The sequence below is a fragment of the Catenuloplanes atrovinosus genome (assembly GCF_031458235.1).
Taxonomy (GTDB): domain Bacteria; phylum Actinomycetota; class Actinomycetes; order Mycobacteriales; family Micromonosporaceae; genus Catenuloplanes; species Catenuloplanes atrovinosus.
Genome location: NZ_JAVDYB010000001.1, coordinates 1,056,168 through 1,075,543 on the forward strand (window position 1 = coordinate 1,056,168; position 19,376 = coordinate 1,075,543).

Sequence of the window (19,376 nt, forward strand, 5' to 3'; positions counted from 1 at the left end):
CGGCGGGAGGGCCGGTCGCACGGTGGTGTGGGACCGGGCCGGGGCCGGAACCGTCAGGAGGGCCGGTCACACGGCGGCGCGGGAGCGGGCCGGGACCGGAACCGTCAGGAGGGCCGGTCACACGACGGCGCGGGACCCGGCCGGGGCCGGAACCGTCGGGAGGGCCGGTCACACGGCGGCGCGGGAGCGGGCCAGGGTCAGGACCGTCAGGAGGGCCAGTCCCGCGCACACGCAGATGACCAGGGTCATCGGCACCGCGGTGGACTCGCCGCCCAGGCCCACCAGTGGTGCCGCGGCCGAGCCGATCAGCGTTTGGACCGTGCCGAGCAGTGCCGCCGATGTTCCGGCGCGGTCGCGGTGGCGGTCGAGCGCCAGTGCGGCGCTGTTGGGGTTGACCATGCCGATGCTGGCCAGGAAGAAGAACAAGAGCACCACCACGCCCAGCATGCTGGTCAGGACGGCCGCGCCGAGCAGCGCGGCACCCACCACGGCACCGGTGGCGAGTGAGGCTACCAGCAGCCGGCGGGACGAGAACCGGTCGAGCAGGCGGCCGTTGAGCTGGCTGGCGGCGACCAGGCCGATGGCGTTGAGGCCGAAGAGGATGCCGTAGGTGGTGGTGGAGAGGCCGAAGACGGTCTGCAGCACGAACGAGGAGCCGGAGAGGTACGCGAAGAGGCCGGCCATGGCGAGGCCGCCGGCTACCGCGTACCCGATGAAGATCCGGTCTTTGGCGAGCACGCGGGTGGTGTCGGCGACGTCGGCCAGGCCGCGGGTGCTGCGGCGGGCGGGCGGCAGCGTCTCCGGCAGCACGCGGACGACGGCGATGGTGATCAGGGTGGCGAGGGCGGCGAGTACCAGGAAGATGCCGCGCCAGTCGGTGACGCGCAGGATGAGGGTGCCGAGGCTGGGTGCCAGCACGGGCGCGACGCCGAAGACGAGCGTGAGCTGGGAGAAGTATTTCGCGGCGGCGCGGCCGGAGTAGAGGTCGCCGACGACGGCGCGGGCCACGACCGTGCCCATGCCGCCGGCGAAGCCCTGGGCGAAGCGGACGGCGGCCAGCGTGCCGGTCGACGGCGCGAAGGCGCAGGCGACGGAGAGGAGGGCGTACGCCACCATGCCGACGATCACGGGGGTACGGCGGCCCAGGCGGTCGCTGAGCGGGCCGGTGACCAGTTGGCCGACGGCCATGCCGACCATCAGTGTGGTGAGTGACAGCTGCACCTCGGGCGGGGCCGCGTTCAGGTCGTCGGCGATCTGGGGGAACGCGGGCAGGTACATGTCGATCGACAGCGGGCCGATGGCGGTGAGCGTGCCGAGCAGCGCCACCAGGGCCATGGCGGCCCGTCCCCGCGGCGGCGCCGTCTCGACGGTGGTCTGTGACACTCTGGGTCTTCCTCCCCGAAGAAAAGCTCTGTGGTCAGACTAGTTGCACAAGGCGAATAAAAGACAGCGGGAGTACGCCATGACCTCGGCGGATGAGATCAGCGACACGCTCGGTCACCTGCATCAGGTTCTGCGCCGCGCGGCGACCCGGCGCGACGGCGAGCGGCTACCCGACGCCCAGGTCGAGGTGCTGCGGCTGGTGGAGCGGCAGCCGGGCATCCGCGTCCGGGACGCGGCCGAGGCGCTGCGCACGGCGCCGAACACGGTGAGCACGCTGGTCGGCGACCTCGCGAACGCGGGGTTGATCGCGCGCGAGCGCTCGCCGGAGAACCGCCGCGAGGTACGCCTCACGCTCACCGACGAGGCGCGCCGCCGGATCGACGCCTATCAGCTGCGGCGCCGCGCGCTGGTCGCGGACGCGCTCGACCGGCTCGGCGACGACGCCCGGGACCGGATCGCCGCGGCCGTCCCCGACCTGCGCCGCCTCGTCCAACTGCTGACCGACGGTCCACGACACGGACGGGCCGCGGACTCGCGGGGTGAACGGGCCGCGAATCCCCAGGAAGAGCGGGTCGCGAGCCCGCGCGAGGAACGGGCCGCGAGCCCGCAGCGTGAGACGGCGATGCCGCCGCGTGGGACGGGGACGGCGCCATGACAGACTGGGCGGCGTGTTGCGCTGGTTGACCGCAGGTGAGTCCCATGGCCCCGCTCTCGTCGCGCTGCTGGAGGGTGTTCCCGCCGGCGTGCGGGTGACGAGCGCCGACATCGGGCGGGAGCTGGCCCGTCGCCGTCTGGGTTACGGCCGCGGCGCCCGCATGTCGTTCGAGCAGGACGAGATCGAGATCATCGGTGGGCTCCGGCACGGCGTCACGCTGGGCAGCCCGGTCGCGATCCGGATCGGCAACTCCGAGTGGCCCAAGTGGCAGACCGTGATGGCCGCCGATCCGGTCGACGCGGAGGAGCTGGCCGGTCAGGCCCGCAACGCGCCGCTGACCCGTCCCCGCCCGGGTCACGCCGACCTGGCCGGCATGCAGAAGTACGGGCATACCGACGCCCGCCCGATCCTGGAGCGCGCCTCGGCGCGGGAGACCGCGGCGCGCGTCGCGGTCGGCACCGTGGCCAAGGCGATCATCGAGCAGACGCTCGGCGTCCGGATCGTCTCGCACGTGGTCGAGCTCGGCTCCGTCGCGGCCAAGCCGGGCCTGCAGCCGCGCCCGGAGGACTTCGACCGGATCGACGCGGACCCGCTGCGCTGCCTCGACCCGGAGGCCAGCGCGCGGATGGTCGCGGAGGTCGACGCCGCCAAGAAGGACGCGGACACGCTCGGCGGCATCGTGGAGGTGCTGGCGTACGACGTACCCCCGGGGCTCGGTTCTCATGTCCAGTGGGACCGCAAGCTGGACGCGCGGCTGGCCACCGCGGTGATGTCGATCCAGGCGATCAAGGGCGTGGAGATCGGCGACGCGTGGCTGCAGGCCCGGTCGCGCGGTTCGGTCGCGCACGACGAGATCGCGCCCACCGCGACCGGCGTTAAGCGGCTCACCGATCGGGCCGGGGGCCTGGAGGGTGGCATCACCACCGGCGAGCCGCTGCGCGTCCGCGCGGCCATGAAGCCGATCTCGTCGCTCAACCGCGCGCTCTCCACGGTCGACGTCGTCACCGGCGAGGTCGCCACCGCGATCAACCAGCGCTCCGACGTCTGCGCGGTCCCGGCCGCCGCGGTCGTGGCGGAGGCGATGGTGGCGCTGGTGCTGGCCGAGGCCGCCACGGAGAAGTTCGGCGGCGACTCGGCCGAGGAGATCCGCCGCAACCTGGCCGGGTACGTCGACAACCTGATCATCAGGTGAGCGGGGTGAGGCCGGCCTGCGTGCTGGTCGGGCTGATGGGCGCCGGCAAGACCACGGTCGGGACCGCGCTGGCCGGGCGCCTCGGCGTCGAGTTCCGCGACACCGACCACGACGTGGAGGCGATCGCGGGCAAGCCGGTCTCGGAGATCTTCATCGACGAGGGCGAGGACCACTTCCGCGCGCTGGAGCGGCAGGCGGTCGCGACCGCGCTGGAGTCGTTCGACGGCGTGCTCGCGCTCGGCGGCGGCGCGGTGCTGGCGGACGAGACGCGCGCGCGGCTGGCCGGCCACACCGTGGTCTTCCTGTCCGTGGAGCTGACGGACGCGGTCAAGCGCGTCGGGCTCGGCGCGGGCCGCCCGCTGCTGGCGATCAACCCGCGCGCCACGCTGCGGCATCTGATGGCGCAGCGCGCGCCGCTCTACCAGGAGGTGGCCACGCACGTGGTGATCACCGACGGCCGCGAGCCCGACGAGATCACCGACGAGATCGAGGCGCTGCTCGGGCGGTAGCGGGGGAGACCGCCCGAGCGGCGCGAAACCTCAGACGAACGGCCACCCGGACGGCTGGCCGGCCGCGATCCGGCCGGGGCGCGTCCACTGCGTGGCGGGCAGGTTCGCCGCCTGCGGCGACCGGTGAGAGCGCGCCGTGTGATCCACACCTCAGGCGCGCGGGATCTCCCCGTAGGCGACGCCGAGCCGCGCGACCCGCCCCTCCCGCAGGCGCAGTAGCCAGGCGAACGTGGGTGGGCAGTGATCAGGATCGGACGGCGGGTTGACGAAGTCGCCCGCCGCCGGCTCGCGCAGTACCGGCAGCCCGCGGAACGCGGTGATCAGCGCGTCCTGGGCCGCGTCGTCGACCTCGCCGGTACGGTAGCCGAGCAGCGAGATCGCGGTCGCGCGCAGCCCGGCCCGGTGCCGCTCGGCCGGCGCCGCGAACGAGGCGGCGTCCCCGCCCTGGGCGGCGCATGCCGGCCCGGCGTCCGGCGACTCCATCCGCGCGACCGTAGCGACCGCGCCACGAGGTGGGAGAAGGCGTGGCCGGACGCGCGGTGCGTACTAGGCTCAGCGCCGATGAGTGAGCTGACTGTGACCGGACCGACGCGCATCGACGTCGGCGGAGACGCCCCCTACCAGGTGCTGGTCGGCCGCGACCTGCTCGGCGAGCTGCCGGCGCTGCTGACCGGCGCGGAGCAGGCCGCGCTGCTCTACGCGGAGCCGCTCAAGCCGCGCGCCGAGGCGCTGGCCGGGCTGCTCGACGCCGCCGGCGTGCGGGCGCTCCCGATCGAGGTCCCGGACGCGGAGGACGGTAAGACCATCGGCGTCGCGGCCGGGTGCTGGGACGCGCTCGGCGCGAACGGCTTCACGCGTACCGACGTGGTGATCGGCCTGGGCGGCGGCGCGGTGACCGACCTGGCCGGATTCGTGGCCGCGGCCTGGCTGCGCGGCGTGCGCTGGGTGCCGGTCTCCACGTCGCTGCTCGGCATGGTGGACGCCGCGGTCGGCGGCAAGACCGGCGTCAACACCGCGGCCGGCAAGAACCTGGTGGGCGCGTTCCACCCGCCGGCCGGCGTGCTCTGCGACCTGGCGATGCTGGACACGCTGCCGCACGCCGACCTGGTCGCGGGCCTGGCCGAGGTGGTCAAGTGCGGCTTCATCGCGGACCCGGCCATCCTCGACCTGATCGAGGCGGACCCGGCCGCCGCGCAGGACCCGGCCTCGCCCGCGCTGCGCGAGCTGGTGGAGCGCGCGATCCGGGTCAAGGCGCACGTGGTCACGCACGACCTGCGCGAGTCCGGCCTGCGCGAGTTCCTCAACTACGGGCACACGCTGGCGCACGCGATCGAAAAGGTCGAGCACTACCGCTGGCGGCACGGGCACGCGGTCTCGGTCGGGCTGATCTACGCGGCCGCGCTCTCGGTCGCGGCCGGTCACCTGGCGCCGGAGATCGCGGCCCGCCACCGCCGCGTGCTGGCCTCGCTGGGCCTGCCGGTCGGCTACGAGGCGGACGCGTGGCCCGCGCTGCTCGCCGCGATGCGGGTGGACAAGAAGGCGCGCGGCAGCCGGCTGCGGTTCGTGGTGCTGGACGACCTGGGCAGCCCCACGATCCTGGCCGGCCCGGCCGACGAGCTGCTGGAGGCCGCGTACCGCGAGGTGATCGCGTGACCGTGCTGGTGCTCAACGGGCCTAACCTCGGCCGGCTCGGCACCCGTCAGCCGGAGATCTACGGGCGCACCACCCACGCCGACCTGGTCCGGTTCTGTGAGGAGGCGGGCCGCGAGGCCGGGCTGGAGGTCGAGGTCCGGCAGACGAACGCGGAGCACGAGATGCTGGCCTGGCTGTACGAGGCCGCCGACGCCGGGATTCCCGTGGTGCTCAACGCGGGCGCCTGGACGCACTACAACTACGCGCTGCGCGACGCCTGCGCCATGCTCACCGCGCCGCTGGTCGAGGTGCACATCTCCAACATCCACACGCGCGAGGAGTTCCGCCACCACTCGGTGATCTCCGCCGTCGCCACCGGCGTCATCGCCGGCCTCGGCATCGAGGGCTACCGCCTCGCGCTGCGCTACCTCGCCGCCCACCCCGCCTGACCACCCCCGCGTCCCACGACCCGCGCCTCACCACCCGCGCCTCACCACCCGCACCGCACGACCCGCACCGCACGACCCGCGCCGATCTAGGGCGAATTCGCGTGATCGGAGATCACAACGCCGGAATTCGCCCTAGATCGGCGGCTGAAGGGGTCGGCGGCGGGAGGGGGCGGCGGCGGGGGAGGGCGGGGGAGGGCGGGGCGGGGAGGGTCAGGCGGGGACGCGGGCGCGGTCGCGGTAGGCGGGCTCCTCGGCGTCGTCCTCCCAGCTCGGCAGCCACCACAGCACCACCGCGGCCGAGAGCACCAGCATCAGCACGCCGCCCAGCACCGCCATCACCACCTGGCCGACCGTGGCCGAGGCGCCGGTCGGGATCAGCAGCAGGGAGAGCGCGGCGCTGCCGATCGCCACCCAGCGCCGCACCGGGCTGTCCGCCGCGCTCGGCGCGCCGGCCGCGACCAGCACGATGCCCCACAGCAGGTACCACGGGTGCACCACCGGGCCGAGCAGGACCAGCGCGAGCAGGCCGAGGCCGATCGCGTAGACCGGGCCGAGCACGCGCGCCCGCACCCACATCAGCAGCCCGTAGCCCACCGCGGCCGCGAGTCCCACGCCGCGCCAGAACGGCACCGCGTGGTGGGCCAGCCCGGACCCGATCGCGTCCAGCAGGTGCGCGGTGATCGCGCCGGCGTCCGTGCTCAGCGACATCCAGTTGTGCACCACCGCGGGCGTGTCCAGCGCGGCGATCCAGCCGTACCCGGTACCGGCCACGGCGTGCACCACGATCGCGGTCGCGGCCGCGCTCAGCACGGTCAGCGGCGCGGTGCGCAGGAACGGCAGCAACGGCCAGGGCATGTTCCGCAGGTACGCCAGGAACGCCCAGCGCGTCGGGGCCGCCGGCTGCTTGGCCCGGCCCTGCTGGATCTTCAGCGCCCAGAGCAGCGCGCAGAACGGCAGCACCAGCGCGGCCGGCGCCTTGACCAGCGCGGCCATCGTCACCAGCGCCACGCCGATCACCGGGCCGGCCGCGCCCGCGCGCCGGGAGACCACCGCGGCCAGCCCGGCCGCCAGCAGGCCCAGCATCAGTGAGTCGTTGTGCGCGCCGGCCACCAGGTGCGTGAGGACCAGCGGGTTCAGCACGCCGAGCCAGAGCGCCTGGCCGGGGGAGACGCCGAGCCGGCGGGCGAGCACCGGCACCGTGAACGCCAGCATCGCCACGCCCAGCATGGCGACCAGGCGCATGCCGAACACGCCCGCGATCACGTGCGTGCCGGTCACGGTCGTCACCAGCGCGGCCACGGCCAGGAACAGCGGACCGTACGGCGCGGGGGTGTGCTGCCAGATGCCCGGTACCTCGGCCGCGAGCGGGCCGCCGAGCGTGGACGGGCCGTACAGGTAGACGTCCATCCCCTGGGCGAACATCTTGCCCTGCGCGAGGTAGCTGTACACGTCCCGGCTGAACATCGGCGGCGCGATCATCAGCGGCGCCGCCCAGAGCCCGAGCGTGATCTGCAACGAGCGGGCCGTCGCCTCCGTCGTACCCAGCCGCCACCAGGCCACCACGAGCAGGGTCAGGCCGGCGTACGCCAGCGCCATGCCCATGCCGACCAGGTCGGCGCGCTCGGCCGTCTGTTGGTACGGCAACGCACCGGCCGCGGTGCCGCCGGCGGCGAGCATGACCGCGCCGGCGAAGCCGAGCCATCGTGGCACGCTCCCGATCGAGGTCAGGCGCACCATGATCTGGCGGTCGGCGAATAGGACGTTCGGCAGGCTGGAGGCAGTCGGCACGCCCGCACGCTGCCAGTAGCGGGTGTCTATTCGGCGACGCGAAGGTAACGATTGATAGATCGTCGCACCATCACCGGCCCGGGAGGCGGCGCGACCGGTACGCCGGTAGACTGGGCTATTGTCCGCTAACGTTTTGCCGGTTTCACACACACGGCTTCACACCAAGGCAGGAAATGGCCACCACCAACGACCTCAAGAACGGCCTGGTCCTCAACCTCGACAAGGAGCTGTGGTCCGTCGTCGAGTTCCAGCACGTGAAGCCCGGCAAGGGCCCGGCCTTCGTGCGCACCAAGCTGAAGAGCGTGCTCTCCGGCAAGGTCGTCGACAAGACGTTCAACGCCGGCACCAAGGTGGAGACCGCCACGGTCGACAAGCGGACCATGCAGTACCTCTACCAGGACGGCGACGAGTTCGTCTTCATGGACCACCTCGACACGTTCGAGCAGCACCACGTGCCGGGCGCGGTCGTCGGGTCCGCCGCCGACTTCCTGCTTCCCGAGGCCGAGGTCACGGTGGCGTTCCACGAGGGCGCCCCGCTCTACGTCGAGCTGCCGACCTCCGTCATCGTCGAGATCACCTACACCGAGCCGGGCCTGCAGGGCGACCGCTCGACCGGCGGGAACAAGCCCGCCACCGTGGAGACCGGCGCGACCGTCCAGGTGCCGCTGTTCATCACCACCGGTGAGAAGATCAAGGTCGACACCCGCGACGGCCGCTACCTCGGCCGCGCATAATGGCGGAGGGTCCGAAACAGTCGATGCCCGCGCGCCGCAAGGCGCGCAAGCGGGCGCTCGACGTCCTCTACGAGGCCGACCTCCGTAACCTGCCGCCGGTCGAGGTGCTGGCGAGCTACCTGGAGCGCATCGAGCAGCCGCGCCCCGACCACATCGGCTACACGATCCGCATCGTCGAGGGCGTCGCCGAGCACCTCGACCGGATCGACGAGCTGCTGGCCAGCTACGCCGAGGGCTGGACCCTCGACCGCATGCCGGTCGTCGACCGGAACCTGGCCCGCATCGCGGTCTACGAGCTGCTCCAGGCCGACGACGTGGACGACGCGGTCGCCATCACCGAGGCGGTCGAGCTCGCCCGCCAGATGTCGACCGACGATTCGCCCCGGTTCCTGAACGGCCTCCTCGGCCGCATCGCCGAGTACGCCACCCGCTGACCCGCGGACCAGCCCGCTCGAGGGCCCGCCAGGCCACCCGGCCCGGCGGGCTCTCGTCGTTTCCCGCTGGGGCGCCGACGTCGTTGAGGAGCGGCGCGCACTCCGCGGTGAACCGGGCCGGAAGACGCGAAAAACCGCGCAGCGGAGGCTGCGCGGTGGGCCTGGGCGCTCTGCGTAGCGATGCGCGGCGCGGTGGGCCGGAGCGTGAGGGGGATGGAGTATGCGGTCGGCGGAGGGGAGCCGGCCGGTTTGACGTTGCGGTCGGGCGGTCCGTGCTGGGTCGGGGCACGGGCCGCCCGGAGCTGGGCCGGGAGGGGCCTGAAGCGCCCTAGGAGGCGAAGAAGGCGCGCGGGTCGGCGACCAGCACACCGGCCTCGGTGAGGCGCTCGATCAGGCCGGAGGGGGAGATGTCGTAGACGATGGCGAGCGCGCGCAGGTCGTCGGCCCTTATGGAGAGGACGCGGCCGTTGTAGTCGCCGCGCTGCTGCTGGATGGCGCGGGCGTAGCGGGCGACGTACGCGAGGTCCTCGCCGGCCTCGTCGTACAGCTTCTCGAGGTCGAGGACGATCTTGTTGGTCGGCTCGTGCCGGATGCCGCTGCCGTCGGGCAGCAGCTCGGAGACCGGCACCCGGTAGAAGTCGGCCAGCTCGGCCAGGCGCGAGACGGTGACCGCGCGGTCGCCGCGCTCGTAGGAGCCGACGACGACGGCCTTCCAGCGCCCGTTCGACTTCTCCTCCACACCCTGCAGGGAGAGCCCCTGCTGCTGGCGGATAGAGCGCAGGCGGGCGCCCAAAGACTTGGCGTACTCAGAGGGCATCAGGACACTCCAGTGCTGGCGTGGGCTTCGACCCACCGCGCGATCGCTACGCTGCGTGACGGTACGTCGCTAAAGACACGCGGTCAAGTGGCGATTACGGTCCAGTTGGCGAGATCATAGGACTTGACCGGTTTTTCGCTTTCCTGAGTCGGGGGTCAGTCAGATCACCACCAGGTCGACCGGAGTGACGTGTGGGAACGCTGGTAACGTAGCGTGCTGACCGGCGCAGACATCCTTTAACGACCCGTCCAGTGAGGCGGGGAAGGAGGTCCCACGTGGCGTTGCCAGACGCTGCCCATGACCAGGTGAGAACGGGCAAAAGCATCCTCACCGACACCGAGGTCCACCGGGTGGTGGACCGGATAGCGCATCAGATCCTGGAGAAGACCGAGGGTGCGCGCGACACCGTCCTCTTCGGGATTCCCACCAGGGGCGTACCGCTGGCGCGGCGGCTCGCCGCCCGGATTCACGCTTTCGAGGGTATCGAGATGCCGGTCGGCATCCTCGACGTCACGCTCTACCGCGACGACCTCCGGCTGAAGGCGGCCCGCGCGCTCGGCCCCACGGACGTGCCCCCGGGCGGCGTCGACGGCCTGCGCGTGATCCTCGTCGACGACGTGCTCTTCTCCGGCCGTACGGTCCGGGCCGCGCTGGACGCGCTCGGCGACCTGGGCCGGCCGGCCTCGGTGCAGCTCGCGGTTCTGGTCGACCGTGGCCACCGAGAGCTGCCGATCCGCGCCGACTACGTCGGCAAGAACATCCCGACCGCGCTGAGCGAGAGCGTGAGGGTCTCGCTCGCCGAGATCGACGGCGCGGACGAGGTCAAGCTGTACGGGGGCGACGCATGATCCGGCACCTGCGCGAGGCCGCGGACCTGGACGCGGAGAACGCCACGCTGATCCTGGACACCGCGCGCGAGCTGGCCCGGCTGACCGGCGGCCGCGAGGTGAAGAAGCTGCCGACGCTGCGCGGGCGCACCGTGGTGAACCTGTTCTACGAGGACTCCACGCGTACCCGCATCAGCTTCGAAGCGGCCGCGAAGCGGCTCTCCGCCGACGTCATCAACTTCTCCGCCAAGGGCTCCAGCGTCTCCAAGGGCGAGAGCCTGAAGGACACCGCGCTCACGCTCCAGGCGATGGGCGCGGACGCCGTGGTGATCCGGCACGGCGCGTCCGGCGCGCCGCACCGGCTGGCGAACTGGGTGGACGGCTCCGTGGTCAACGCCGGCGACGGCACGCACGAGCACCCCACGCAGGCGCTGCTGGACGCGTTCACCATGCGCGAGCGCCTCGGCCGGCTCGCCGGGCTGAACGTGACCATCGTCGGTGACGTGCTGCACAGCCGCGTCGCCCGGTCGAACGTGGTGCTGCTCGGCACGCTCGGCGCGAAGGTGACGCTGGTCGGGCCGCCCACGCTGATCCCGGTGGACATCACCAACGCGGAGGTCAGCTACGACCTGGACGCGGTGCTGCCGGCCAGCGACGTGGTGATGATGCTGCGCGTGCAGCACGAACGGATGTCCGCCTCCTACTTCCCGTCCGCCCGGGAGTACAGCCGCCGCTACGGCATGGACGGCGCCCGCATGCGCCGGCTGCCGGAGCACGCGATCGTCATGCACCCCGGTCCGATGAACCGGGGCATGGAGATCTCGCCGGAGGTGGCGGACTCGCCGCGGTCCACGATCGTCGAACAGGTCGCCAACGGCGTGAGCGTCCGGATGGCCGTCCTCTACCTGCTGCTCGGAGGAAAGTAAGTGGCGTACCTGATCAAGAACGTCAGCGTCCTCGGCGGCGCTGCCCGTGATCTCCTGATCGAGGACGGGGTGATCAAGGAACCGGCCGGCGAGAACCCGCGGAACATCATCGACGGTACGGGCCTGGTCGCGCTCCCCGGCCTGGTCGACCTGCACACCCACCTGCGCGAGCCCGGCCGCGAGGACGCGGAGACCGTGGAGACCGGTTCCCGGGCCGCGGCGCTCGGCGGCTACACCGCGGTCTGCGCGATGGCGAACACGTCGCCGGTCGCGGACACGGCCGGTGTGGTCGAGCAGGTCTGGCGGCTCGGCCGCGAGGCGGGCCTGGTCGACGTGCAGCCGATCGGCGCGGTCACCATCGGGCTGGCCGGCGAGCGGCTGGCCGAGCTGGGCGCGATGGCCGACTCCGCCGCCACCGTGCGGATCTTCTCCGACGACGGCCACTGCGTCGCCGACCCGCGCCTGATGCGCCGCGCGCTGGAGTACGTGAAGGCGTTCGACGGCGTCATCGCGCAGCACGCGGAGGAGCCGCGGCTGACCGAGGGCGCGCAGATGCACGAGGGCGAGGTCGCCACCCGCCTCGGCCTGACCGGCTGGCCCGCGGTCGCGGAGGAGGCGATCATCGCGCGTGACGTGCTGCTGGCCGAGCACGTCGGCTCCCGCCTGCACGTCTGCCACCTCTCCACGGCCGGCAGCGTCGAGGTGGTCCGGCAGGCGAAGGCGCGCGGCGTCCGGGTGACGGCCGAGGTCACGCCGCATCACCTGGTGCTCACGCACGACCGCGCGGAGAGCTACGACCCGGTGTTCAAGGTCAACCCGCCGTTGCGTACCGCCGATGACGTGAAGGCTCTTCGGACGGCGCTGGCGGAGGGCATCATCGACGTCGTGGCCACCGATCACGCGCCGCACGCGGTGGAGGACAAGGAATGCGAGTGGGCGTACGCACGCCCCGGCATGGTCGGCCTGGAGACGGCGCTCTCCGTGGTGCTCTCCACTGGCGCGCTGACCACGAGCGACGGCACCATCGACTGGGACCTGATCGCGGAGCGCATGTCGCGCACGCCGGCCCGGATCGCCGGGCTGGCCGAGCACGGGCACGATCCGCTGCCCGGCGCACCGGCCACGTTCACGCTGGTGGACCCGGCGGCGACCCGGACCGTGGACGCCACGGAGACGGCCAGCCGCAGCACGAACAACCCCTACGCGGGCATGAGCCTGCCCGGACGGATCGTCGCCACGTTCCTGCGCGGCGAGCCGACGGTACTGGACGGAAAGGCACAGAAGTGAGTTCCGCTGCGAAAAGGCAGTCCGCGATTCTGGTGTTGGAAGACGGCCGGTCGTTCCGTGGGGAGTCCTACGGCGCGGCGGGGGAGACGTTCGGCGAGGCCGTCTTCACCACCGGCATGACCGGTTACCAGGAGACGCTGACCGATCCGTCGTTCCACCGGCAGGTCGTGGTGCAGACCGCGCCGCACATCGGCAACACCGGGGTCAACGGCGAGGACGACGAGTCGTCGAAGATCTGGGTCGCCGGGTACGTGGTGCGCGACCCGGCCCGGATCGGCTCCAACTGGCGCGCGACCGGCGGGCTGGGCGAGCGCCTGGCCGCCGAGGGTGTGGTCGGCATCTCCGGCATCGACACCCGCGCGCTCACCCGCCACCTGCGCGAGCGCGGCGCGATGCGGGTCGGCATCTCCACCGTCGACCTGGACCCGGCGTCGGTGCAGGCCCGGGTGCGGGCCCAGCCGGAGATGCTCGGCGCGGACCTCTCCGCCGAGGTGACCACCGCGAAGCCGTACACGGTCCAGGCCGAGGGCGAGCACCGCTACACGGTCGCCGCGGTCGACCTGGGCATCAAGGCGAACGTGGCCCGCCGGCTCGCGGCCCGCGGCGTGACCACGCACATCATGCCGGCCACCTCGTCGCTCGCGGAACTGCTGGCGGTCTCGCCGGACGCGGTGTTCTTCTCGCCCGGCCCGGGCGACCCGGCCACCGCCGACCACCCGGTCGCGCTGGCCCGCGAGGTGATGAACCGCAAGGTGCCGCTGTTCGGCATCTGCTTCGGCAGCCAGATCCTGGGCCGCGCGCTCGGCTTCGACACCTACAAGCTGGGGTACGGCCACCGCGGCATCAACCAGCCGGTGCTGGACCGGACCACCGGCAAGGTCGAGGTCACGTCGCACAACCACGGGTTCGCCGTGCAGGCGCCGCTGAACACCGTGATCGACACCGACTTCGGCGGCGTCGAAGTGAGTCATGTCTGCCTCAACGACAACGTGGTCGAGGGGCTGCGGGCGCTCGAGGTGCCCGCGTTCACCGTGCAGTACCACCCCGAGGCGGCGGCCGGCACGCACGATGCCGACTACCTGTTCGACCGCTTCGTCGAGCTCGTCGAGGGGCGCAAGACCAATGCCTAAGCGGACCGATCTCAAGCACGTCCTCGTCATCGGCTCCGGCCCGATCGTCATCGGTCAGGCCTGTGAGTTCGACTACTCCGGCACCCAGGCCTGCCGGGTGCTGCGCAGCGAGGGCATCCGGGTGAGCCTGGTCAACTCGAACCCGGCGACGATCATGACGGACCCGGAGTTCGCGGACGCCACCTACGTGGAGCCGATCACGCCGGAGTTCGTCGAGTTGGTCATCGCGAAGGAGCGCCCGGACGCGATCCTGCCCACGCTGGGTGGGCAGACCGCGCTGAACACCGCGGTCGCGCTGCATGAGAACGGCGTGCTGGACAAGTACGGCGTGGAGCTGATCGGGGCGAACATCGACGCGATCCAGCGCGGTGAGGACCGGCAGCTGTTCAAGGAGATCGTCGCGAAGGCGGGTGCGGAGACGCCGCGTTCGCGGGTCTGCAAGAGCATGGACGAGGTCCGCGAGACCGTGGCCGAGTTGGGGCTGCCGGTGGTGGTGCGGCCGTCGTTCACGATGGGTGGCCTCGGCTCCGGCATGCCGCACACCCACGAGGACCTGGAGCGGATCGCCGGTGCCGGTCTGGCCGCCTCCCCGGTGCACGAGGTGCTGATCGAGGAGAGCGTGCTCGGCTGGAAGGAGTACGAGCTCGAGCTGATGCGCGACCGCAACGACAACGTCGTGGTGGTCTGCTCGATCGAGAACCTGGACCCGATGGGCGTGCACACCGGCGACTCGGTCACGGTCGCGCCGGCCATGACGCTCACCGACCGGGAGTACCAGAAGCTGCGCGACGTCGGCATCGCGGTGCTGCGCGAGGTGGGTGTGGACACCGGTGGCTGCAACATCCAGTTCGCGATCAACCCGCGCGACGGGCGTCTGGTCGTGATCGAGATGAACCCGCGCGTCTCCCGGTCGAGCGCGCTGGCGTCGAAGGCGACCGGGTTCCCGATCGCGAAGATCGCGGCGAAGCTGGCGATCGGGTACACGCTGGATGAGATCCCGAACGACATCACCCGGGAGACGCCGGCGGCGTTCGAGCCCGCGCTCGACTATGTGGTGGTGAAGATCCCGCGGTTCGCGTTCGAGAAGTTCCCCGGCGCGGACGCGGAGCTGACCACCACGATGAAGTCGGTGGGTGAGGCGATGAGCCTGGGCCGCAACTTCACCGAGGCGCTGAACAAGGCGATGCGGTCGATGGAGACGAAGGCCGGCGGCTTCTGGACCACGCCGGACCCGACCTCCTCGGTGGAGGAGACCCTGGCCGCGCTGAAGGTTCCGCACGACGGCCGGCTGTACACGGTGGAGCGGGCGCTGCGGCTGGGCGCGAGCATCGAGCAGGTGCACGAGGCCAGCGGTGGCATCGACCCCTGGTTCCTGGACCAGATCGTGTCGCTGCTGGAGTTGCGGGCCGAGATCGAGGCCGCGCCGGTGCTCGACCTCGAACTGCTCAAGGCCGCCAAGCGGGCCGGGCTGTCCGACCGGCAGATCGCCGCGATCCGGCCCGAACTGGCCGGCGAGGACGGCGTGCGCACGCTGCGCCACCGGCTCGGGCTGCGCCCGGTCTACAAGACCGTGGACACCTGCGCGGCCGAGTTCGCCGCGAAGACGCCGTACCACTACTCCTCCTACGACGAGGAGACCGAGGTCGAACCGTCCGACCGGCCCAAGGTCCTGATCCTCGGCTCCGGCCCGAACCGGATCGGCCAGGGCATCGAGTTCGACTACTCGTGCGTGCACGCGGTCATGGCGCTGCGCGGCGCGGGCTTCGAGACCGTCATGGTCAACTGCAACCCGGAGACCGTCTCCACCGACTACGACACCGCCGACCGGCTCTACTTCGAGCCGCTCACGTTCGAGGACGTGCTGGAGGTGTTCCACTCCGAGGACAGCTCCGGCAAGGCCGCGGGCGGGCCCGGCGTGATCGGCGTGGTCGTGCAGTTGGGCGGGCAGACGCCGCTCGGGCTGGCGCAGCGGCTGAAGGACGCGGGCGTGCCGATCGTCGGCACCAGCCCCGAGTCGATCCACCTGGCCGAGCACCGTGGCGCGTTCGGCGCGGTCCTCGCGAAGGCCGGGCTGCGCGCGCCGGACCACGGCACCGCGGTCAGCTTCGACGACGCCAAGGCGATCGCGGACGAGATCGGCTACCCGGTCCTGGTCCGCCCGTCCTATGTGCTCGGCGGCCGGGGCATGGAGATCGTCTACGACGAGCCGACGCTGTCCGACTACATCGGACGCTCGACCGAGATCTCCGAGGACCACCCGGTGCTGGTCGACCGGTTCCTCGACGACGCGATCGAGATCGACGTGGACGCCCTCTGCGACGCGAACGGCGAGGTCTACCTCGGCGGCGTGATGGAACACATCGAGGAGGCCGGCATCCACTCCGGCGACTCCTCCTGCGTGCTGCCACCCATCACGCTCGCCGGGCCGCACCTGGAGCAGGTGCGGCGGTACACGGTGGAGATCGCCCGCGGCGTCGGCGTGCGCGGCCTGCTCAACGTCCAGTACGCGCTCAAGGACGACGTGCTGTACGTGCTGGAGGCGAACCCGCGCGCGTCGCGTACCGTGCCGTTCGTCTCCAAGGCCACCGCGGTCCCGCTGGCCAAGGCCGCCGCGCGGATCATGCTGGGCGCCACCATCGCGGACCTGCGCGAGGAGGGCCTGCTGCCGGCCGAGGGCGACGGCGGGCACCTGCCGGACACCGCGCCGATAGCGGTCAAGGAGGCGGTGCTGCCGTTCAAGCGGTTCCGCACGCCGGCCGGCAAGGGCGTGGACAGCCTGCTCGGGCCGGAGATGAAGTCCACCGGCGAGGTGATGGGCATCGACACCGGCTTCGGGCAGGCGTTCGCGAAGTCGCAGGCCGGCGCGTACGGTTCGCTGCCCACGTCCGGCAAGGTGTTCGTCTCCGTGGCCAACCGCGACAAGCGCGGCATGATCTTCCCGATCAAGCGGCTGGCCGACCTCGGCTTCGAGATCATCACGACCGCCGGGACCGGCGAGGTGCTGCGGCGGTACGGGATTCCGTGCGAGATCGTGCCGAAGCACTACGAGTCGCCCGGCACCAACGCGGTCGAGCTGATCGCGCGCGGCGAGATCGCACTGGTGATCAACACGCCGCAGGGCTCGGGCGCGCACGCGCGCACGGACGGCTACGAGATCCGCAGCGCGGCCGTGACCGCGGACATCCCGTGCATCACCACGGTGCCGGGCGCGTCCGCCGCGGTGATGGGCATCGAAGCCACGATCAACGGCCAGATGCGGGTCCGCCCGCTCCAGGACCTGCACGCCGCGATCAAGGCCGAGGCGAAGTAGTGCTCTGGGAGCAGTTCGCGCGCCCCGCCCTCTTCCGGATCGGGGGCGGGGACGCGGAGACCGCACACGAGTGGACGCTGCACCGGCTGGCGCGGCTCTCCGCCGTACCCCCGGCGCTCCTGGCCCTGTCGCGCCGATACGGGACGGACAATCCCGTCGAGGTGTTCGGCGTCCGGTTCCCGAACCCGGTCGGGCTCGCGGCCGGCATGGACAAGAACGGGATCGCGTTGCCCGCGTGGCCCGCGCTCGGCTTCGGCTTCGTCGAGGCCGGCACGGTGACCGCGCTGGCGCAGCCCGGCAACGACCGGCCGCGGGTGTTCCGGCTGCGCGAGTCCGCCGCGATCATCAACCGGATGGGTTTCAACAACGAGGGCGCGGCGGCCCTGGCCGAACGGCTCGCCGCGCTCCCGGCGAAGCTGCCGGTCCCGATCGGGATCAGCCTGGGCAAGTCCAAGATCACTCCGCTTTCCGGCGCGGTCGAGGACTACCTGACCTCGCTGCGGCTGCTGCACCCGTACGCGGACTACATCGCGGTCAACGTCTCCTCGCCGAACACGCCGGGCCTGCGGCAACTCCAGGGGCGCGAGCACCTGGACGAGCTGCTCGGCGCGCTGGTCAAGGAGGCGAACGGGCTGCCCGTACTGGTGAAGATCGCTCCTGATCTGACCGACGCCGCGATCGGCGAGGCGCTGCGCGTGTGCGCGGACACCGGCGTGGCCGGGCTGATCGCGACGAACACCACGCTCGCCCGGAACGGGCTCGCGCCGGTTGATCAACCGACGGCCGCGGAGGCCGGCGGGCTCTCCGGCCGCCCGGTCACCCGGCGGGCGCGCGAGGTGGTGTCGTTCGTGCACCGGGAGACCGGCGGCTCACTGCCGATCATCGGCGTCGGCGGGATCATGACGCCGGACGACGCGGCCCGGATGTTCGACGCCGGCGCCAGCCTGATCCAGCTCTACACCGGATTCATCTACGGCGGGCCCGCGCTCGTGCGGGCCGCGGCCTCGGTCCGGCGATGACCGCGCCGGACGAGCTGCTGCGGCTGGACCGGGCGCACGTCTGGCACCCCTACGGCCCGATGCCCGGCCGCTCCGCGCCCTTCGTGGTCTCGGAGGCGGCCGGCGCGGTGCTCACGCTCGCGGACGGGCGCGAGCTGATCGACGGCATGTCGAGCTGGTGGTCGGCGATCCACGGCTACCGGCACCCCGTGCTGGACGCGGCGGTCCGCGACCAGCTCGGCCGGATGAGCCACGTGATGTTCGGCGGGCTCACCCACGAGCCGGCCGTCACGCTGGCCCGCACGCTGGTCGAGCTGACGCCGGACGGGCTGGAGCACGTCTTCCTCTGCGACTCCGGCTCGGTCAGCGTCGAGGTCGCGGTGAAGATGGCGTTGCAGTACCAGCGCGGCGCCGGACGGCCGGAGCGGCGGCGCCTGGCCACCTGGCGCGGCGGCTACCACGGCGACACCTGGCACCCGATGAGCGTGACCGACCCGGACGGCGGCATGCACGCACTCTGGGCCGGCGTGCTGCCGCGGCAGCTGTTCGCGCCGCCACCACCGGGTGGATTCGACTCCCCGATCGATGGGTCCTATGCGGACTCACTCGTTCGCATGGTGGAGGAGCACGCGGACGAGCTCGCCGCCGTGATCGTGGAGCCGGTGGTGCAGGGCGCCGGCGGCATGCGCTTCCACCACCCGGGTTACCTCCGGATTCTGCGTGAGGTCACGGCCCGGCACGGGATTCTGCTGATCTTCGACGAGATCGCCACCGGGTTCGGGCGTACCGGCGAGATGTTCGCGGCCGGGCACGCGGGCGTCACGCCGGACGTGATGTGCGTGGGCAAGGCGCTGACCGGCGGGTACCTGACGCTGGCGGCGGCGCTGTGCACGACCGAGGTGGCCAGGGCGATCTCCGACGGGGAGGGCGGCGGCCTCGCGCACGGGCCCACGTTCATGGGGAACCCGCTGGCCTGCGCGGTCGCGAACGCCTCCATCGGTCTGCTGCGAGGTCAGGACTGGCGCGGCCTCGTCCACGTCATGGAGAAGCGGCTCCGGGCCGCCCTGGAGCCGCTCAGCGGGTTCGCCGGCGTGCGCGACGTGCGCGTGCTCGGCGGCATCGGCGTGGTGCAGCTCGACCACCCGGTGGACCTGCCCGCGGCCACCGGTGCGGCCGCGGCGGAGGGCGTCTGGCTGCGCCCGTTCCGCGACCTGATCTACACGATGCCGCCGTACGTCACGTCCGGCGAGCAGATCGTCCAGATCGGACGGGGCATCGCGGCGGCCGTCCGGGCCGGTTGAGCCG

Annotated in this window: 18 protein-coding genes; 14 read left to right on the top strand and 4 right to left on the bottom strand. The window is 72.2% G+C overall.

Translation table 11 applies throughout. From position 1 onward, the window contains the following. Nucleotides 1–168: 168 nt before the first annotated feature. On the bottom strand, nucleotides 169–1,383 hold the full coding sequence (locus J2S41_RS04695) for a multidrug effflux MFS transporter (RefSeq protein WP_310363508.1): 1,215 nt from the start codon (nucleotides 1,381–1,383) through the stop codon (nucleotides 169–171). 79 nt (nucleotides 1,384–1,462) lie between these two features. On the opposite strand from J2S41_RS04695, the gene J2S41_RS04700 reads away from it, so the two are divergent. From J2S41_RS04700 to J2S41_RS04710, 3 genes are read left to right on the top strand one after another with little or no spacing between them, the layout of a single operon-like run. Beyond that, nucleotides 1,463–2,038 carry a MarR family winged helix-turn-helix transcriptional regulator gene (locus tag J2S41_RS04700; protein WP_310363510.1) on the top strand — a complete coding sequence of 192 codons (576 nt, stop codon included), beginning with the start codon at nucleotides 1,463–1,465 and terminating at the stop codon, nucleotides 2,036–2,038. Nucleotides 2,039–2,051: 13 nt separating this feature from the next. After that, complete coding sequence (gene aroC, locus J2S41_RS04705; protein WP_310363511.1) at nucleotides 2,052–3,230, top strand: chorismate synthase; 1,179 nt, start codon at nucleotides 2,052–2,054, stop codon at nucleotides 3,228–3,230. A gap of 5 nt (nucleotides 3,231–3,235) precedes the next feature. After that, nucleotides 3,236–3,739, top strand: a complete 504-nt coding sequence (locus tag J2S41_RS04710) for a shikimate kinase (RefSeq protein ID WP_310376289.1) — start codon at nucleotides 3,236–3,238, stop codon at nucleotides 3,737–3,739. A 150-nt stretch (nucleotides 3,740–3,889) separates the two neighbouring features. Here the strand turns inward: J2S41_RS04710 and J2S41_RS04715 are convergent, their stop codons facing one another. After that, nucleotides 3,890–4,222, bottom strand: coding sequence for an RNA polymerase sigma factor (locus J2S41_RS04715; protein WP_310363513.1), 333 nt, complete (start codon nucleotides 4,220–4,222; stop codon nucleotides 3,890–3,892). Between the two features lie 78 nt (nucleotides 4,223–4,300). On the opposite strand from J2S41_RS04715, the gene aroB reads away from it, so the two are divergent. Next, nucleotides 4,301–5,392 (top strand): 3-dehydroquinate synthase, encoded by a 1,092-nt coding sequence (aroB, locus tag J2S41_RS04720; RefSeq protein WP_310363515.1) that lies wholly within the window; start codon nucleotides 4,301–4,303, stop codon nucleotides 5,390–5,392. Beyond that, the gene (gene aroQ / locus J2S41_RS04725; RefSeq protein WP_310363517.1) at nucleotides 5,389–5,820 is read left to right on the top strand and encodes a type II 3-dehydroquinate dehydratase; all 432 of its coding nucleotides are present in this window, start codon (nucleotides 5,389–5,391) and stop codon (nucleotides 5,818–5,820) included. The genes aroB and aroQ overlap by 4 nt, the downstream gene beginning before the upstream one ends. A 210-nt stretch (nucleotides 5,821–6,030) precedes the next feature. Here the strand turns inward: aroQ and mptB are convergent, their stop codons facing one another. Next, complete coding sequence (gene mptB / locus J2S41_RS04730; RefSeq protein ID WP_310363519.1) at nucleotides 6,031–7,608, bottom strand: polyprenol phosphomannose-dependent alpha 1,6 mannosyltransferase MptB; 1,578 nt, start codon at nucleotides 7,606–7,608, stop codon at nucleotides 6,031–6,033. A gap of 173 nt (nucleotides 7,609–7,781) precedes the next feature. On the opposite strand from mptB, the gene efp reads away from it, so the two are divergent. Then, on the top strand, nucleotides 7,782–8,342 hold the full coding sequence (efp, locus tag J2S41_RS04735; protein WP_310363521.1) for an elongation factor P: 561 nt from the start codon (nucleotides 7,782–7,784) through the stop codon (nucleotides 8,340–8,342). A gap of 23 nt (nucleotides 8,343–8,365) precedes the next feature. After that, entirely contained in the window at nucleotides 8,366–8,776 is a 411-nt protein-coding gene (gene nusB, locus J2S41_RS04740; RefSeq protein ID WP_310363524.1) for a transcription antitermination factor NusB, read from the top strand. Between the two features lie 328 nt (nucleotides 8,777–9,104). Here nusB and bldD read toward each other — a convergent pair whose 3' ends face one another. Beyond that, on the bottom strand, nucleotides 9,105–9,593 hold the full coding sequence (bldD, locus tag J2S41_RS04745; RefSeq protein ID WP_033341766.1) for a transcriptional regulator BldD: 489 nt from the start codon (nucleotides 9,591–9,593) through the stop codon (nucleotides 9,105–9,107). 275 nt (nucleotides 9,594–9,868) lie between these two features. Between bldD and pyrR the strand changes: the two genes are divergently transcribed. From pyrR to J2S41_RS04780, 7 genes are read left to right on the top strand one after another with little or no spacing between them, the layout of a single operon-like run. Further along, entirely contained in the window at nucleotides 9,869–10,441 is a 573-nt protein-coding gene (pyrR, locus tag J2S41_RS04750; RefSeq protein WP_374728112.1) for a bifunctional pyr operon transcriptional regulator/uracil phosphoribosyltransferase PyrR, read from the top strand. Next, nucleotides 10,438–11,346 (top strand): aspartate carbamoyltransferase catalytic subunit, encoded by a 909-nt coding sequence (locus J2S41_RS04755; RefSeq protein WP_310363528.1) that lies wholly within the window; start codon nucleotides 10,438–10,440, stop codon nucleotides 11,344–11,346. Before pyrR ends, J2S41_RS04755 begins: the two co-directional genes overlap by 4 nt. After that, a complete protein-coding gene (locus J2S41_RS04760) occupies nucleotides 11,347–12,633 on the top strand; it encodes a dihydroorotase (RefSeq protein ID WP_310363530.1) in 1,287 nt (428 codons plus the stop codon). Further along, the gene (carA, locus tag J2S41_RS04765) at nucleotides 12,630–13,763 is read left to right on the top strand and encodes a glutamine-hydrolyzing carbamoyl-phosphate synthase small subunit (RefSeq protein WP_310363532.1); all 1,134 of its coding nucleotides are present in this window, start codon (nucleotides 12,630–12,632) and stop codon (nucleotides 13,761–13,763) included. Before J2S41_RS04760 ends, carA begins: the two co-directional genes overlap by 4 nt. Next, the gene (carB, locus tag J2S41_RS04770; protein WP_310363534.1) at nucleotides 13,756–17,073 is read left to right on the top strand and encodes a carbamoyl-phosphate synthase large subunit; all 3,318 of its coding nucleotides are present in this window, start codon (nucleotides 13,756–13,758) and stop codon (nucleotides 17,071–17,073) included. Before carA ends, carB begins: the two co-directional genes overlap by 8 nt. Next, on the top strand, nucleotides 17,073–18,092 hold the full coding sequence (locus J2S41_RS04775) for a quinone-dependent dihydroorotate dehydrogenase (protein ID WP_310363536.1): 1,020 nt from the start codon (nucleotides 17,073–17,075) through the stop codon (nucleotides 18,090–18,092). The genes carB and J2S41_RS04775 overlap by 1 nt, the downstream gene beginning before the upstream one ends. Further along, a complete protein-coding gene (locus J2S41_RS04780; RefSeq protein ID WP_310363538.1) occupies nucleotides 18,089–19,372 on the top strand; it encodes an adenosylmethionine--8-amino-7-oxononanoate transaminase in 1,284 nt (427 codons plus the stop codon). Before J2S41_RS04775 ends, J2S41_RS04780 begins: the two co-directional genes overlap by 4 nt. The last annotated feature ends 4 nt before the right edge of the window (nucleotides 19,373–19,376 follow it).